The following is a 15,880-nucleotide window of genomic DNA, read 5'->3' as shown; positions in this document are numbered from 1 at the left end:
GCTGTCAGGCGCCATCGGGATGATGCGAACACGTGTACTGGCGGTCGCTTGTTGAGGTGGCGGCTGTGGGATCTGGGTACATGTGTGCGGCGGTCGTGAGTATGGTCCGTCGAAGGGTTGGGAGGCCATGGCTCTCGGCTGGAGATCGTGGGGGCGAGATGGCGCAAGTGAAGGCGGCTGTAGAGGCCGGGCATGCGCGCTACACCTACCGGCTCCGCTTGTCGTCCGCCGCCTCCGCCGCCCTGGCGGCGGAGTGGGACCGGTGCCGGTGGGTGTGGAATGAATGTGTCGCCAAGTCCGCCGCCGTACACCTGCACAACAAGGCCACCGGTCGGAAGGCCACGTGCGGCCCGGCTCAACTCTGCAAGATGCTGACCGAGGCCCGTGCCCGTACGCCGTGGTTACGTGAGGGCTCGTCGGTTCCCCAGCAGCAGGTCATCCGCGACTTCGGCCGCTCCCGCGCCAAGGCGCAGAAGGACATCGCGGAGCGCGTGCCCGTGGCGCGCCGGGCAGGGATGCCGAAGTGGAAGACCAAGCACGAGGCGCTGCCGACCCTCAACTACACCCGGTGCGGGTTCCGGCTGAAGGGTGGCAGGCTGCATCTGGCCGGGGGCATTGTCGTCACGGTGGTGTGGTCGCGGGAACTGTCGGCCGAGCCGTCCTCGGTGCGCGTGTACCAGGACAGCATCGGGCACTGGTACTGCTCATTCGTCGTCCCCGCCCACATCCAGCCACTGCCGGAGACCGGCCGCGTACTCGGCGTCGACTGGGGCGTGAAAGAGACCGCGACCACCACGTCCGACGCGTACGACCTGCCGCACGCTGAGCATGGCCGGAAGTCCCGGGCGAAGCTGGGCCGGTATGACCGGATGATGGCCCGTCGCAAGCCGAAGAAGGGCCGGCTCGGATCGAAGGGCTACCGCGAGGCGAAGAAACTGCGGGCGAAGGCGCACAAGAAGGTCGCGAGGCAGCGTGAGGACACCGGCCGTAAGTGGGCCAGGAAGGTTGTCTGCGACCACGACGTCATCGCGGTCGAGGACTTCCGTCCGAGGTTCCTGGCCAGGAGCACCATGGCCCGCAAGGCCGCCGACGCCGCCATCGGTGCCACCAAGGCCGCTCTGATCGAGATGGGCCGCAAGCACGGGCGGGACATCCGCCTGGTACATCCCGCGCATACCACGATGGACTGCGCGCACTGCGATGCGAGAGCCAAGCACGCACTGCCGCTGGGAGAGCGCACCTACACCTGCACCACATGCGGAACCGTGACACCACGGGACAAGAATTCCGCACGCGTAATGCTCGTCCGGGCTGGTCTCAACCCGGCTGGTGCTGATGGTGGAAGACCTCCTGGAGCGCTGCTCCAGGAGGCGGCCTGAGCCAGGAATCCCCTCCCTACAGGGAGGGGAGGACTCAATTCAGCTGCGCGGCGACCAGCTCGCTGAACTTGTCGGCCGTGTTCGGGGCGCCCTCGCCGTAGGCGGACTTCACGCTCAGCTTCTTGCCGTCGAGCTTGATCGTGGGCGTGCCGGTGACGTCCTTGTGGCTGTCGAAGGAGTCGGACATCTCCAGGGCCCACTTGTCGTAGGTGCCCTCCTTGACGTCCTTCTCGAAGGCGGCGTTGCCCTTGAGCGCGGGGACCTGCTGGGCGACCTTCAGCAGGACGTCGTCCTTGGCGAAGTCGTCCTTGGTCTCCTCGGGGTGGTTGGCCTTGGAGTAGAGGGCCTTGTTGTAGGCGCTGAAGGCGTCGGTGCTCACGTTCAGCGCGGCGCCGAGGGCGCTGAGCGCGTTCTTCGAGCCGTCGCCGCGGATCTGCGGGTTGCGGTCGAGGAAGGTGCCGATGTGGTACGACACCTTGTACTTGCCGTCCTTGACGTCCTTGTCGATGGTGTCCCCGACGTTCTGCTCGAAGACGGAGCAGATCGGGCAGCGCATGTCCTGGTAGACCTCCAGGGTGTGCTTGGCGTCCTTCTTGCCGACGACGATCTCGGTGCCCTTGTCGCCGCCGGTGTTGGCGGGCTTGACGAGGGTCTTCTTCGCGGCGGCGGTCCAGGCGGAGTCGCTCTTCTTGCCCATCTGCGTCACCGCGACGCCGACGCCGGCGGCTATCGCCAGGACGCCGACGATCGCGCCGCCGACGAGGAGCTGGCGGCGCGTCTTGTCGCGCTTCGCCTGCTTCTCGCGCTCGGCGCGCAGCCGCTCGCGGGCGGACTGCTTGTTCTCCCAGTTGTTGCGCTTGCTCATGGTGGTCTTCTCCGTGGTACGTGTCGTGGCTGTCGGTCGCGTGCCGCCCGGGCCGCGCGGGTCCGTCCCGGGTGGACGGCCCGGCGGTCAGCAGGGCGAGGGCAGTGCGGCCGGCGGGCCGCGTCGTACGACGGAGTGCACCAGGAGGGGAGAGGTGTGCCGGGCGGGGGTCTCGTGACCGGACCGCACGGCCGGCGCGGGCCCGGAGCCGACGCGCGCGTCCAGCACCGCGGCGGCGAGCCGCAGCGGGCGGAAGGCGACGGCCGCCGTCGCGCGCAGCAGCCCGGCGAGCGCGGCCTCGCCGCGCCGCAGCCAGGCGGCGGCCAGCAGGCCCACGACGACGTGGCCGGCGAGCAGCAGCCAGGGGGCGGTGCCGGGGGCGGCCCAGCGGGCCAGCGGCCCGCCCATGCCGCCGTTGCACAGCCAGGTCAGCGCCCCGGCGGGGGCGGGGTGGCCGGGACGGCCGTAGCAGGTGTCCTGCCCGGCGGTGAAGAGCGCCGCGGCGCCCAGCTCCAGCGGGACGAGGAGGGCGGCGATGCGCCCGTAGCCGCGCTCGCGGCCCGCGAGGGCGTAGGCGAGCGCGAAGACGGCGGCGCCGGCCCCGGCGACGGTCGCGAGCGGCAGTGGCTTTCCGGACAGCAGGACATGCGAGGCCGCGGACAGCAGTACGCACAGCGCCGCGAAGAGCGCCGCGCGCAGTGCCCGCCACCGTGCCGCTGATATGTCCATGAGGGCCGAGTCTGTCATGCCGCGCGATAAACCTCGGCTAAAGCCCCGGAATGCGGCCGTTGCGGAACAGATCCACGAAGATCTGGTGGTCCGCGCGGGCCCGGGCGCCATAGGTGTGGGCGAAGTCCACGAGGAGCTCCGCGAAGCCCTCCTCGTCGGCGGCGATCACGGCGTCGATGGCACGCTCCGTGGAGAACGGCACCAGCGAGTGACCGCTCTGGTCGTCGGCGGCCGCGTGCATGGCTGCGGTGGCCCGGCCCAGGTCGGCGACGACGGCGGCGATCTCCACCGGGTCGTCGATGTCCGACCAGTCCAGGTCCACGGCGTAGGGCGAGACCTCGGCGACGAGCTGCCCGTGGCTGCGGCCGCCCTCCTGGAGCTCCGTCCAGCCCAGCCACGGGTCGGCGTGCGCCTGGAGCGCCCGCTGCGAGATCACCGTGCGGTGGCCCTCGTGGTGGAAGTACTGGCGCACCGCGGGGTCGGTGATGTGCCGGGAGACCGCCGGGGTCTGCGCCTGCTTCATGTAGATGACGACGTCGTTCTCCAGGGCGTCGCTGTTGCCCTCCAGGAGGATGTTGTACGAGGGCAGGCCGGCGCTGCCGATGCCGATGCCCCGGCGGCCCACGACGTCCTTGACGCGGTAGGAGTCCGGGCGGGCCAGGCTGGTGTCGGGGAGGGTCTCCAGGTAGCCGTCGAAGGCCGCGAGGATCTTGTAGCGGGTGGCGGCGTCCAGCTCGACGGTGCCGCCGCCGGGCAGGAAGCGCCGGTCGAAGTCCCGGACCTCCGTCATCGTGGCCAGCAGCCCGAAGCGGGTCAGCGAGCGGGCCTCGCGCAGGGCGCCGAGCAGCGGGCCGTCGGCGGTGTCCAGGGTGAAGGGCGGGATCTCGTCATCCTTGGCGCCGGTGGCCAGGGCGTGGATCCGCTCGCGGTAGGCGGCCGCGTAGATCCGCACCAGCTCGGAGATCTTCTCGTCGCTGAGCGCCTTGGCGTGGCCCAGCAGCGCCACGGAGGCGGCGAAGCGCTTGAGGTCCCAGGTGAAGGGGCCGACGTAGGCCTCGTCGAAGTCGTTGACGTTGAAGACGAGGCGGCCGTTGGCGTCCATGTACGTGCCGAAGTTCTCGGCGTGGAGGTCGCCGTGGATCCACACGCGGCCGGTGCGCTCGTCCAGGTAGGGGCCGGCGTCGCGCTCGTGGGCCAGGTCGGAGTAGAAGAGGCAGGCGGTGCCCCGGTAGAAGGCGAACGCGGAGGCGGCCATCTTCCGGAACTTCACGCGGAAGGCCGCCGGGTCGGCCGCCAGCAGCTCACCGAAGGCGGTGTCGAAGACGGCGAGGATCTCCTCGCCGCGCAGTGCGGCCCGCTCGTGCTCGGTCGCCATCGCGGGGTCCTCCTGGGGTGGGGCATGGAACGAACGTCAGTGCTGTGGTGCTCAACGCGTGAGGGTACCGGCGCGTGCCCCCGGCTGTCGGTGGGGGCCGGTAACCTTCGAGGTTGTCCCCGCCGACCCGCTGCCCCGCCCCCCCGGAGGTCGTCCACCGTGGCCAAGACGCCGTTCACGCACCTGCACGTCCACACCCAGTACTCGCTGCTGGACGGTGCCGCGCGGCTCAAGGACATGTTCAATGCCTGCAATGAGATGGGCATGACACACATCGCCATGTCCGATCACGGCAACCTCCACGGCGCCTACGACTTCTTCCACTCCGCCCAGAAGGCCGGGATCACCCCGATCATCGGCATCGAGGCGTACGTGGCCCCCGAGTCCCGGCGCAATAAGCGCAGGATCCAGTGGGGCCAGCCGCACCAGAAGCGGGACGACGTCTCCGGTTCGGGTGGTTACACCCACAAGACGATCTGGGCGGCCAACGCCACCGGTCTGCACAACCTCTTCCGGCTGTCCTCGGACGCCTACGCCGAGGGCTGGCTGACCAAGTGGCCCCGGATGGACAAGGAGACGATCAGCCAGTGGTCCGAGGGGCTGATCGCCTCCACCGGCTGCCCCTCCGGCGAGCTGCAGACCCGGCTGCGCCTCGGCCAGTTCGACGAGGCCCTGAAGTCCGCCTCCGAGTACCAGGACATCTTCGGCAAGGACCGGTACTTCCTGGAGCTGATGGACCACGGCATCGAGATCGAGCGCCGGGTCCGCGACGGCCTGCTGGAGATCGGCAAGAAGCTCGGCATCCCGCCCCTGGTCACCAACGACTCGCACTACACCTACGCGCACGAGGCGACCGCCCACGACGCCCTGCTGTGCATCCAGACCGGCAAGAACCTCTCCGACCCCGACCGCTTCCGCTTCGACGGCTCGGGCTACTACCTGAAGTCCACGGACGAGATGTACGCCATCGACTCCTCGGACGCCTGGCAGGAGGGGTGCGCCAACACCAAGCTGATCGCCGACCAGGTCGACACCGAGGGCATGTTCCAGTTCCGGAACCTGATGCCCAAGTTCGACATCCCCGAGGGCTACACCGAGGTCACCTGGTTCCGCGAGGAGACCATGCGGGGCATGCACCGCCGCTTCCCCGGCGGCATCCCCGAGGACCGCATGAAGCAGGTCGAGTACGAGATGGACACGATCATCTCGATGGGCTTCCCGGGCTACTTCCTCGTGGTCGCCGACTTCATCATGTGGGCCAAGAACCAGGGCATCGCGGTCGGCCCCGGCCGAGGCTCCGCGGCCGGCTCGATCGTCGCCTACGCCCTCGGCATCACCGACCTCGACCCCATCCCGCACGGCCTGATCTTCGAGCGGTTCCTGAACCCCGAGCGCATCTCCATGCCCGATGTCGACATCGACTTCGACGAGCGCAGGCGCGCCGAGGTGATCCGGTACGTCACCGAGAAGTACGGCTCGGACAAGGTCGCCATGATCGGCACCTACGGCACCATCAAGGCCAAGAACGCCATCAAGGACTCCGCGCGCGTCCTGGGCTACCCCTACGCCATGGGCGACCGCATCACCAAGGCGATGCCCGCCGACGTCCTCGGCAAGGGCATCCCCCTCTCCGGCATCACCGACCCCAAGCATCCGCGCTACAGCGAGGCCGGCGAGGTCCGCGCGATGTACGAGAACGAGCCGGACGTCAAGAAGGTCATCGACACCGCGATGGGCGTCGAGGGCCTGGTCCGGCAGATGGGCGTGCACGCGGCCGGCGTGATCATGTCCAGCGAGACGATCACCGACCACGTCCCCGTCTGGGTCCGGCACTCCGACGGTGTGACCATCACGCAGTGGGACTACCCGAGCTGTGAGTCGCTCGGCCTGCTGAAGATGGACTTCCTCGGCCTGCGCAACCTCACGATCATGGACGACGCCGTCAAGATGGTGAAGGCCAACAAGGGGATCGACATCGATCTCCTGAGCCTGCCGCTCGACGACCCCACGACCTTCGAGCTGCTCCAGCGCGGCGACACCCTCGGCGTCTTCCAGTTCGACGGCGGGCCCATGCGGTCCCTGCTGCGGCTGATGAAGCCCGACAACTTCGAAGACATCTCTGCCGTGTCCGCCCTGTACCGGCCGGGCCCGATGGGCATGAACTCGCACACGAACTACGCGCTGCGCAAGAACGGCCAGCAGGAGATCACCCCGATCCACCCGGAGCTGAAGGAGCCCCTCGAAGAGGTCCTCGGCGTCACCTACGGTCTGATCGTCTACCAGGAGCAGGTGCAGAAGGCCGCCCAGATCGTCGCCGGGTACTCGCTCGGCGAGGCCGACATCCTCCGCCGCGTCATGGGCAAGAAGAAGCCCGACGAGCTGGCGAAGAACTTCGTGTTCTTCAAGGAGGGCGCGACGAAGAAGGGCTTCTCCGACGAGGCCATCCAGGCCCTGTGGGACGTGCTGGTCCCCTTCGCCGGCTACGCCTTCAACAAGGCCCACTCCGCCGCGTACGGCCTGGTCTCGTACTGGACGGCCTACCTCAAGGCCAACCACCCCGCCGAGTACATGGCCGCCCTGCTGACCTCGGTCAAGGACGACAAGGACAAGTCCGCGACCTACCTCAACGAGTGCCGCCGCATGGGCATCAAGGTGCTCCCGCCGAACGTCAACGAGTCGGAGTCCAACTTCGCCGCCCAGGGCGACGACGTGATCCTCTTCGGCCTCACCGCCGTCCGCAACGTCGGCGCCAACGTCGTCGACTCGATCATCCGCTGCCGCAAGGCCAAGGGGAAGTACACCTCCTTCCCCGACTTCCTCGACAAGGTCGAGGCCGTCGTCTGCAACAAGCGCACGGTCGAATCTCTGATCAAGGCCGGTGCCTTCGACGAGATGGGGCACACCCGCAAGGGCCTCACCGCGCACTACGAACCGATGATCGACAACGTGGTCGCGGTCAAGCGCAAGGAGGCCGAGGGGCAGTTCGACCTCTTCGGCGGCATGGGCGAGGAGGACAGCGGCGAGCCGGGCTTCGGGCTGGACGTGGAGTTCTCCGACCTCGAGTGGGAGAAGTCCTACCTGCTCGCGCAGGAGCGCGAGATGCTCGGCCTCTACGTCTCCGACCACCCGCTCTTCGGCATCGAGCACGTCCTCAACGACAAGGCCGACGCCTCGATCTCCCAGCTCACCGGCGGTGAGCACGCGGACGGCGCCATCGTCACCATCGGCGGCATCATCTCCGGCCTCCAGCGCAAGATGACCAAGCAGGGCAACGCCTGGGCCATCGCCACCGTCGAGGATCTGGCCGGCTCCATCGACTGCATGTTCTTCCCCGCCACCTACCAGCTGGTCTCCACCCAGCTCGTCGAGGACGCCGTCGTCTTCGTCAAGGGACGCCTCGACAAGCGCGAGGACATCCCCCGGCTGGTGGCCATGGAGCTGATGGTCCCCGACCTCTCCAACGCCGGCACCAACGCCCCGGTGATCATCTCCATCCCCACGGTCAAGGTCACCCCGCCGCTGGTGGAGCGGCTGGGCCAGGTGCTCAGCCACCACCGGGGCTCCACCGAGGTGCGGATCAAGCTCCAGGGCGCCCGCAAGACGACCGTCCTCCGGCTCGACCGCCACCGGGTGACACCCGATCCGGCACTCTTCGGCGACCTGAAGCAGCTGCTCGGCCCGTCCTGCCTGGCCGGCTGAGCCATCGCGCGCGGATGAGGGGCGCGCCCGCTTCGGCGGGCGCGCCCCTCAAGCGCGTCCAAGCGCCGGTTCAGTTGTGACCGAACCGCTTCTGCTTACTCTTCCGGGCCATATCGCCCGGCGTGACCTGCGTCGCCCGCTGCTGGCTCTGGGCCTCCATCGACGACTTCTGGGCGTCCTGCTGGCCGCGCTCCGCGGCGCTGGACTTCTGCTGGCTCCGGTCCTGCTTCTTGTTCTTCGCCATGCTGCTGTGCCTCCGGATCGGGGTGACGACCCCCCACCGCTCACCCTTGCACGCCCCCACGAAGGACGCATTTCGGGTCATTACCTTCGGTGACAGGGTTACTTCTCCGCCGCCGCCCGTATCCGCCACGCCGAAGATCCAGTTCGGACTGATAACCCCCGCGCGGTCGGGCAGACTCCTGGCAAACCGAGGAGACCGGGGCACGGCCGTGCCGGGGGGCGACCGCACTTCCGAACTCAGACATCTGAACTCACGGAAAGAGGGTGGAACGTGGACCGCTGCGTCGTCCTGGTGGACGCCGGCTATCTGCTGGGCGCCGCCGCGAGCCTGCTGGCGGGGGAGCCCGCCAGGTCGCGCATCACCGTCGACCACGCGACCCTCATCCAGGGGCTGCGCGAACGCGCCGAAGCCGACACCCAGCGTCCGCTGCTGCGGATCTACTGGTTCGACGGCGCCCCCGACCGGGTCCCCCAGCCCGAGCACCGGCGGCTGCGCGTCATGTCCCGCGTCACGGTCCGGCTGGGCGCCCTGACCCGCACCGACGGCCGCTGGGCCCAGAAGGGCGTGGACGCGGCCATGCACGCCGAGCTCACCGAGCTCGCCCGCAACCGCGCCTGCTCGGACATCGTGCTCGTCACCGGCGACGGCGACCTGCTGCCCGGCCTGATGTCCGCCAAGGAACACGGCGTCGCCGTCCACCTCTGGGCCGTGCAGGCCGCCGACGGCGACTACAACCAGTCCGAGGACCTCGTCGCCGAGGCCGACGAGCGCCGCGTGCTGGACCGCACCTGGATCACCCGCGCCGTACGGCCCAAGGAGCTCACCGGCCCCTGCGCCCCGCCGCCCGCGCCCCGGCCCGAGATCGCGGCGATCCTCTCCGCCCCGCTGCCCGAGACCGCCGCGGCCGCTGCCGCAGCGGCCGCCTCCGGGCACGGCGGGGAGGGCCGCCCGGCCGCCGAGCGCAACGGCACCCGGCCCGCGACGACGGCCCCGGCGGGCGGCAACGACTCCCCCGCCACCCGCGGCGTGCCCACCCCGAAGGACCTCGCCGGCCTGGGGCGCGGCCCGGCGGGCACCCCGGCGCAGCCGGCCGGCGCCGCCATGGCGGGCCCCGGCCCGGGCGCCGGCCCGTCCCCGGCCAACGGGCAGCCCGGCGCCGGGGCGACGCCCAACGCGACCCTGCGCTGGTCCTCCGACAAGGGCTGGATCGACCGCGGCGGTGCCGGCAACGGCCTGGGCGAGTCCCCCGAGACGGCCTCCCTGCCCATGCTCGCCCAGCTCACCAGCGCGGAGCAGCGCTGGGCCGACCGCGAGGAGGACATCACCACCGTCGGCGGCGACCCCTTCGAGGTCGGCCAGGTCTTCGCCCGCCGCTGGGCCGAGCGCCTGACCGACTCCGTCCACCTTCAGCACCTGTCCACCGAATACCCCCGCATCCCCCACCGCATCGACGGCGAGCTCCTGCGCTACGCCGCCCGCTTCGGGCTCCTCGCCCACAAGGACGACCAGATCGACGAGCACGACCGCTACGCGATCCGGGCGGGCTTCTGGCGCGAGATCGACGCCCGGACGGCGGCGGAGCACGCGCAGGCGGGGGACTGACCCGTCGGCCGAGGACGGTTCGGTCACCGCCGGCACCCCAAAGCGAGCCGCAGGCGCCGAGGCGCGTACCCTCATAGCTCGTGAGAACGGTCGGGAAACAGGCGGAGCGTGCCGCGGGCGCCACGGTGTGCACCGTGCGGGGGCTCGTCAAGACCTACCCGGCCGCGCGCGGCCGTCGTGGCCGCCCGGGCCCGGATCCGGTCCGGGCCACCGACGGCATCGACCTCGACATCCGGCGCGGTGAGATCTTCGGCCTGCTCGGCCCCAACGGCGCCGGCAAGACCACGCTCGTCCGCCAGCTCACCGGACTGCTCCGCCCCGACGCCGGCAGCGTCGACCTCCTCGGCCACGACCTCGTCCGCCACCCCGAGCGCGCCGCGCGCCTCGTCGGCTACCTCGGCCAGGAGTCGACCGCCCTGGACGAGCTGACCGTGTCCCTGGCCGCCGAGACCACCGGCCGGCTGCGCGGCCTGGACCTGCGCACGGCCCGCGCCGAACGGGACGCCGTCCTCGACGAGCTGGGCCTCGCCCCCCTCGCCGACCGCCCGCTGAAGAAGCTCTCCGGCGGCCAGCGCCGCCTCGCCTGCTTCGCCGCCGCGCTGGTCGGCGACCGCCCCCTGCTCGTCCTGGACGAGCCGACCACCGGCATGGACCCCGTGGCCCGCCGGGCCGTGTGGGCCGCCGTGGACCGGCGCCGCGCCGAGCGCGGCACCACCGTGCTGCTCGTCACCCACAACGTCATCGAGGCCGAGACCGTGCTGGACCGGGTCGCGGTCCTGGAGCGCGGGCGGATCATCGCCTGTGACACCCCGTCGGGGCTCAAGGAGCTCGTCGGCGACGAGGTGCGCGTCGACCTGGTCTGGCGCACCGAGCCGCCGCTGGACGTGCCCGAGGTCGCCGCGCTGCGCGACGCCGCGCTGGAGACCGGCCGCCGCTGGTCGCTGCGGCTCGGCCCGGCGGAGGCGCGCGCCGCCGTCGCCGCGGTGACCGGCGGCCCCGCCTTCGCCGCGCTGGACGACTTCACGCTCGCCACGCCGAGCCTGGAGGACGTCTACCTCGCGCTGGGCGGCGGCCGGGCGCAGGGGCTGGTGAAGGCGTGACGAGGTCCGTAGCGAACAGGAGCTGTGCCGCGTGAGTGCCGTATCCGCAGAGGCGGTGTCCGGGACGGTCCGGGACCGGGGTGGGGACCGGCCCGGGGCCGGGGCCGAGGACGGCGCCGCCGCCCCGCTCGCGCCCGGGGCGCGGCTGCTGCCCGCGCTGGCGGCCGTCTACCGGGCGCAGCTCTCGCGCGCCCGCGTGGCGCGGATCCCGCTGCTGTTCGTGGCGACGTTCCAGTCCGTCGGCATCATGGTCATGATGCGTGGCGTCGTCGACGGCGGCGACGAGGCCCGGTCCGTCGTGGCCGGCTCCAGCGTCCTGGTCGTGGCGTTCGTCGCGCTCAACCTCCTCGCCCAGTACTTCGGCCAGTTGCGCGCCGGCGGCGGCCTCGACCACTACGCGACGCTGCCGGTGCCGCCCGCGGCGGTCGTGCTGGGGGCGGCCGGGGCGTACGCGTCCTTCACCGCGCCCGGCACCCTCGTCACGGCGGTGGTGGGCAGTGTGCTGTTCAAACTGCCGATGGCGCACCTGTGGGTGCTGGCTGCCGTGATCCCCGTCTCGGGCGCCGCCCTCGCCGGACTGGGCGCCGCCCTGGGGCTGCTCGCCCCACGCCAGGAGCTCGCCACGCTGGGCGGCCAATTGGGCATGTCGGCGGCGCTGCTGCTGGGCGTGCTGCCGGCCGCGCACATGCCGGCGCCGATCGCGTTCGCGCGGGATCTGCTGCCGTCGACCTACGGCGTGGAGGCGCTCGCCCGGTCGTTCGACGCGCACCCGGACTGGCTGCTGGTGCTGGCCGACCTCGGGGTGTGCGCGGCCGTCGGCGTCGTGTCGCTGGCCGCGGCCACCTGGGCCTACCGCCGGGCGGCGGTGCGGTGACGCGCCGCACCGACCCTCCTGGCGCCGGGGTGTCCACGCCGACCTGGCACGATGGCGGGGTGACCGCACCGCTGACTCCGCAGGACGACCCCTCCTCCGACGGCCGGACCCCCGAGCCCGCCCCCGACCGGCAGGACGACCAGGCCGACCAGGCTGATCAGGCCGACCAGGCGCGGGAGCAGGCCCGGGCGGAGGCGCGCGCCGAGCTGCGGCAGGGCGCGGTGATCCTGGCGGCGGTGACGCTGGCCGGTGTGCTGCTGGGTCTGCTGTGGGTGTGGCTGGCACCCCGGGTGCCGCTGATCTCCGACGGCAAGGCCGTCTACCTGAAGAACACCGAGGGCGAGCAGGCCATCGGCGCTGACGGCTGGTTCGGCCTGCTGGGGCTGGGCTTCGGCGTGCTGAGCGCGGCCCTGGTGTTCCTCTTCCGCCGCGCCGGCGGCATCGCGATCGTCGTGGGCCTGGCGGTCGGCTCGCTGCTGGCCTCGCTGGTCGCGTGGCGGCTCGGCATCCGGCTCGGCCCCACCGGCGACGTGGCCGCGCACGCCCTGGCCGTGGGCAAGGGCGTCGTCTTCGACGCGCCGCTGCGGCTGGGGGCGAAGGGGATGCTGCTGGCGTGGCCGCTGGCGGCGATGGCCACGCACCTCGGCCTGACGGCGTTGTTCGGGCCCAGGGATCCGGAACCGCCGGTGGTTCCCCACTGGCCGGAGCGGTAGCCCCAGCCCCGCCCTTTCACCGTTTCGTCCTCAAACGCCGGACGGGCTGAATTCAGCCCGTCCGGCGTTCGGCGCTACGCCGGCCGACGGCCGTGGTTGGCGCGGCCCTTCTTCAGCCGCCAACGACGCTTACGGGTGCGCTTCGACATGGGCGTCCCCTCCCTGAGTCGGCCGCTCGCGCGGCGGCCGCCCCTTGGTCGTAGCGAGGCCCGGACCGTCCGTCAAGGCCGCGCGATCGCCGCCACCACCGCCCCCGTCAGCCCCGCCAGATCCTCCGGCGCGAGCTCCACCTCCAGCCCCCGCCGCCCCGCCGACACACAGATCGTGGCGTGCGCCCGCGCGGACGCGTCCAGCGCGGTCGGGAGGCGCTTGCGCTGCCCGAGCGGGGAGATGCCGCCCCGGACGTACCCGGTCGTGCGCTCGGCGGCGGCCGGGTCGGCCATCGCGGCGCGCTTGCCGCCGACGGCCGTGGCGAGCGCCTTGAGGTCGAGCGAGCCCGACACCGGTACGACGGCCACGGTCAGCGCGCCGTCGACCTCCGCGACGAGGGTCTTGAAGACCCGCCCGGGCTCCACCCCCAGCGCCTGCGCGGCCTCCTCGCCGTAGGAGGGCGTGGCCGGGTCGTGCTCGTAGGCGTGGACGGTGAAGGCGGCGCCGGCCTTCTCCAGGGCGACGATCGCGGGCGTCGAGCCCGCGCCCTGCCGTTTGCCGTTCTTCTTCGCCAAAACCTCGTCCTGTCGATCAGTTGGGGTCGATCAGTTGGGGCTGGTGGGCCGCCGGGTGAGCTCGACGGCGGGCAGCGAGGGGAGTTTGCCCATGACGGCCGTCTCGGCGCGCAGCAGCCGCAGCTCGTCCGCGAGCCGCGAGGCGGTGTCGGGCGCCTGGAGCAGCCGCTGCTTGGCCGGGGTGTCCAGCACGGCGGCCGCCGCGACCAGATAGGACAGCACCCGGGGCTCGCCCGGCAGCTCCGCGCGGCCCGCGAGCGAGGCGTCGTTCGCCCCGGCCAGCCGCTTCTGGTAGGCGCGGAAGGCCCGGACGACGCCCGAGGCGAGCACCCCGGCCCCCTCGCCCTGCCGCTCCTCGACGTGCTCGATCTCGGCGGTGAGGTACGGGCCCGAGGTGTCGACGGACAGCAGCCGGAAGCGGGTCGTGCCGGTGGCGAGGACCTCGTACGAGCCGTTGGGGCGCTTGCGGATGGTGGCCGCGTCGGCGACACAGCCCATGGGGAAGAAGGACGCGATCGGGTCGGGGCCGAAGCCGGAGGCGGGGCCCGGCTCGGGGCGGGCCTCCTCCGGGAGGCCCGGGGCGCTGGGGGCCACCTCGTGGCCGTCGCGGATGGCGACGACGCCGAAGCGGCGCGGTGTGTCCTCGGGCAGCTCCGCCAGGTCACGCATCAGCGTGCGGTACCGCCGCTCGAAGACGTTCAGCGGGAGCACGAGGCCCGGGAACAGCACCGAGTTCAGCGGGAACAGGGGAAGGCGCTCGGTGGTCACGGGCCGTAAGCCTAATGGCCGGGCGGCCCGGTGGAGCGGGGATTTCACCGGGGGCGGAGCGCCCCGGTGACGCGGGGCCCGCCGGGTCACTGCCGGCGCAGCAGCCGGGAGGCGCCCGCCGCGACCGTGGTGGCGAGGATCCAGCCGAGCAGGGTGAGGGCCGCGACCACCCACTGGGCGGCGCCGGCGGGCCGCCACGCGGTGCCCTGGCCGAGGTCGACGACGGGCAGCAGCAGGTCCAGGGTGTACAGCTCGGGGTTCCAGACCGGGCCCTCGCCCTCCTTGATCGGCGGCAGCGGCCGGTAGGAGAAGTAGCAGGCGCCGATCGCCCACAGCACGGCCATCCACACCGCCGCCCGGCCCGGCCGGTAGCCGTACGCCACCGTCCAGTCCTGGAGATGGCCCCAGGCCCGGCCCGCCGGGGGCAGCGTCTCGCGTCTGCGGCGCTGCTTGGCGAGGAGGACCGCCCGCGCGTCGGCGTCCTCGCCGCTGGCGCGCAGGGCGCCCGCCAGCCGCTCGTAGGGCTCCGGCGCGTACTCGGGGGTGGCCGCCGCCACCCAGTCCAGGCGGCGGGCGAGGGGGAAGGAGCCCATCGGGATCAGGTTCTCGTAGGCGAAGCCGGCCATGGCCAGCCCGCCGGGGCCGGGCCAGCTGTCGAAGCGGTCGACCAGGTTGACCACGCGCGCCCCGGAGAGCACCACCCGGCCGCGCTGCTGCCGCTCCCCGAGGAAGCGCAGCTCGGGCGTCTGCACCCGGCGCAGCGACAGCTCCTGGTCGGCCTCCATCACGAAGCGGGCCTCGCTGAGGTCCACGGCGTCGCCGAACCGCCCGTCGTCCAGCCGCGCCCCGCCCAGGCACTCGAAGCGCCGCTGCCGGGCGTTCTGCTCGGGGACGGAGGTGGCGATGCCGAACGGGGGAGTGGCGCCGCTGGTGTAGCGGGCGTAGCCGAGGCCCGCCGAGGTCAGGTAGAGGGTGCGCTCGACCTTCAGCTGCGGGGCGTTGAGCGCGCGGCGGCCGAAGGGGTTGTTGAGGGTGGAGCCGCGCAGGCTCAGCGAGGCGCCGATGGTCGCACCGCGCATGCTGAGCTCGCCGTGGGAGCGCATCATCTCGGCCTGGAGGTCCTGCCCCACGGTCATCCCGTCGGCGGCGATGGACAGCCCGCGCCGGTCGCGGCGCACCACCAGCTGGTTGAGGAGCAGGTCCGTGCCGATGTGGGCGTCCGTCAGCCGGATGCCGTGCTGGACGACGCAGCGCGGCAGATGGAGATCGCCCTCGGTGCGGATCCGGGCGGCCTCCACCCGGGGGATGGCGCAGCCGACCAGGCGCAGGGTGGAGAAGGTGCTCTCGGGCAGCAGCAGCTGCTGTTCGAACCGGCAGTTGTGGAGCTCGACGTAGGGCGTGACGGTGCCGCCGGAGAGGTCCAGGGTGCCGGTGATCCGTACGCCGTTGAGCTTGAGCGCGGCGACCCGGCCGGGGTGCGGCGGCGGCCCGCTGAGCAGCAGCCGGGCCACGACCCGGGCGCGGACGGTGCGCTCGGGGCCCCAGGGGTGCTGCCCGCTGGGGTCGTTGAGCTCGGGCCGCGGGCCGCGCAGGTCGAGGGTGGCGCCCTTGCGGAAGGCCTCCCACATGTCCCGCTCGGCGGTGGTCAGCTCGAGATCGGCGGGCGGTGCGCCCACGGCTCCCTCGGTCACGGTCTCCCCCTCTCACGGCCCGAACGTCCCTCTCGCGGCCCGAACGTCTTTCACGGCGGCGCGCGTACGTTCTGCAGCGCCCCGCGTACCCGCCCCATTCCCGCCGGGTGACCGTT

Annotated in this window: 13 protein-coding genes; 6 read left to right on the top strand and 7 right to left on the bottom strand. The window is 72.1% G+C overall.

All coding sequences use genetic code 11. The features are described from left to right. Positions 1-158 precede the first annotated feature (158 nt). Positions 159-1,379 carry an RNA-guided endonuclease InsQ/TnpB family protein gene (locus tag EKH77_RS07990; protein ID WP_126913715.1) on the top strand — a complete coding sequence of 407 codons (1,221 nt, stop codon included), beginning with the start codon at positions 159-161 and terminating at the stop codon, positions 1,377-1,379. 34 nt (positions 1,380-1,413) lie between these two features. Here the strand turns inward: EKH77_RS07990 and EKH77_RS07985 are convergent, their stop codons facing one another. From EKH77_RS07985 to EKH77_RS07975, 3 genes are all read right to left on the bottom strand, one after another. After that, positions 1,414-2,244, bottom strand: a complete 831-nt coding sequence (locus tag EKH77_RS07985; protein WP_126913714.1) for a thioredoxin domain-containing protein — start codon at positions 2,242-2,244, stop codon at positions 1,414-1,416. Between the two features lie 87 nt (positions 2,245-2,331). Next, complete coding sequence (locus tag EKH77_RS07980; protein ID WP_126917948.1) at positions 2,332-2,973, bottom strand: hypothetical protein; 642 nt, start codon at positions 2,971-2,973, stop codon at positions 2,332-2,334. Between the two features lie 37 nt (positions 2,974-3,010). Further along, complete coding sequence (locus EKH77_RS07975; RefSeq protein ID WP_126913713.1) at positions 3,011-4,348, bottom strand: DUF2252 domain-containing protein; 1,338 nt, start codon at positions 4,346-4,348, stop codon at positions 3,011-3,013. 159 nt (positions 4,349-4,507) lie between these two features. On the opposite strand from EKH77_RS07975, the gene dnaE reads away from it, so the two are divergent. Next, positions 4,508-8,047 (top strand): DNA polymerase III subunit alpha, encoded by a 3,540-nt coding sequence (dnaE, locus tag EKH77_RS07970; protein ID WP_126913712.1) that lies wholly within the window; start codon positions 4,508-4,510, stop codon positions 8,045-8,047. Between the two features lie 70 nt (positions 8,048-8,117). Here the strand turns inward: dnaE and EKH77_RS32960 are convergent, their stop codons facing one another. Further along, positions 8,118-8,291 (bottom strand): hypothetical protein, encoded by a 174-nt coding sequence (locus EKH77_RS32960; protein ID WP_164737763.1) that lies wholly within the window; start codon positions 8,289-8,291, stop codon positions 8,118-8,120. Positions 8,292-8,561: 270 nt separating this feature from the next. On the opposite strand from EKH77_RS32960, the gene EKH77_RS07965 reads away from it, so the two are divergent. The 4 genes from EKH77_RS07965 to EKH77_RS07950 all read left to right on the top strand — a co-directional run bounded on the left by EKH77_RS07965 (position 8,562) and on the right by EKH77_RS07950 (position 12,580). Next, positions 8,562-9,893 (top strand): NYN domain-containing protein, encoded by a 1,332-nt coding sequence (locus EKH77_RS07965; RefSeq protein WP_126913711.1) that lies wholly within the window; start codon positions 8,562-8,564, stop codon positions 9,891-9,893. Positions 9,894-10,018: 125 nt separating this feature from the next. Further along, positions 10,019-10,993 (top strand): ABC transporter ATP-binding protein, encoded by a 975-nt coding sequence (locus EKH77_RS07960; RefSeq protein WP_126917947.1) that lies wholly within the window; start codon positions 10,019-10,021, stop codon positions 10,991-10,993. 31 nt (positions 10,994-11,024) lie between these two features. After that, positions 11,025-11,867, top strand: a complete 843-nt coding sequence (locus EKH77_RS07955; RefSeq protein WP_126913710.1) for an ABC transporter permease — start codon at positions 11,025-11,027, stop codon at positions 11,865-11,867. A gap of 59 nt (positions 11,868-11,926) precedes the next feature. Then, positions 11,927-12,580 carry an ABC transporter permease gene (locus EKH77_RS07950; RefSeq protein WP_126913709.1) on the top strand — a complete coding sequence of 218 codons (654 nt, stop codon included), beginning with the start codon at positions 11,927-11,929 and terminating at the stop codon, positions 12,578-12,580. 221 nt (positions 12,581-12,801) lie between these two features. Here EKH77_RS07950 and ybaK read toward each other — a convergent pair whose 3' ends face one another. The 3 genes from ybaK to EKH77_RS07935 all read right to left on the bottom strand — a co-directional run bounded on the left by ybaK (position 12,802) and on the right by EKH77_RS07935 (position 15,764). Next, the gene (gene ybaK, locus EKH77_RS07945; protein WP_126913708.1) at positions 12,802-13,305 is read right to left on the bottom strand and encodes a Cys-tRNA(Pro) deacylase; all 504 of its coding nucleotides are present in this window, start codon (positions 13,303-13,305) and stop codon (positions 12,802-12,804) included. 30 nt (positions 13,306-13,335) lie between these two features. Then, positions 13,336-14,073, bottom strand: a complete 738-nt coding sequence (locus EKH77_RS07940; RefSeq protein WP_126913707.1) for an LON peptidase substrate-binding domain-containing protein — start codon at positions 14,071-14,073, stop codon at positions 13,336-13,338. An 86-nt stretch (positions 14,074-14,159) separates the two neighbouring features. Continuing rightward, entirely contained in the window at positions 14,160-15,764 is a 1,605-nt protein-coding gene (locus EKH77_RS07935; RefSeq protein ID WP_126913706.1) for an oxidoreductase, read from the bottom strand. Between the last annotated feature and the right edge of the window lie 116 nt (positions 15,765-15,880).

The organism is Streptomyces luteoverticillatus, from assembly GCF_003970715.1.
GTDB classification, from domain to species: domain Bacteria; phylum Actinomycetota; class Actinomycetes; order Streptomycetales; family Streptomycetaceae; genus Streptomyces; species Streptomyces abikoensis.
This window is presented reverse-complemented; position numbering and strand designations above follow the sequence as displayed.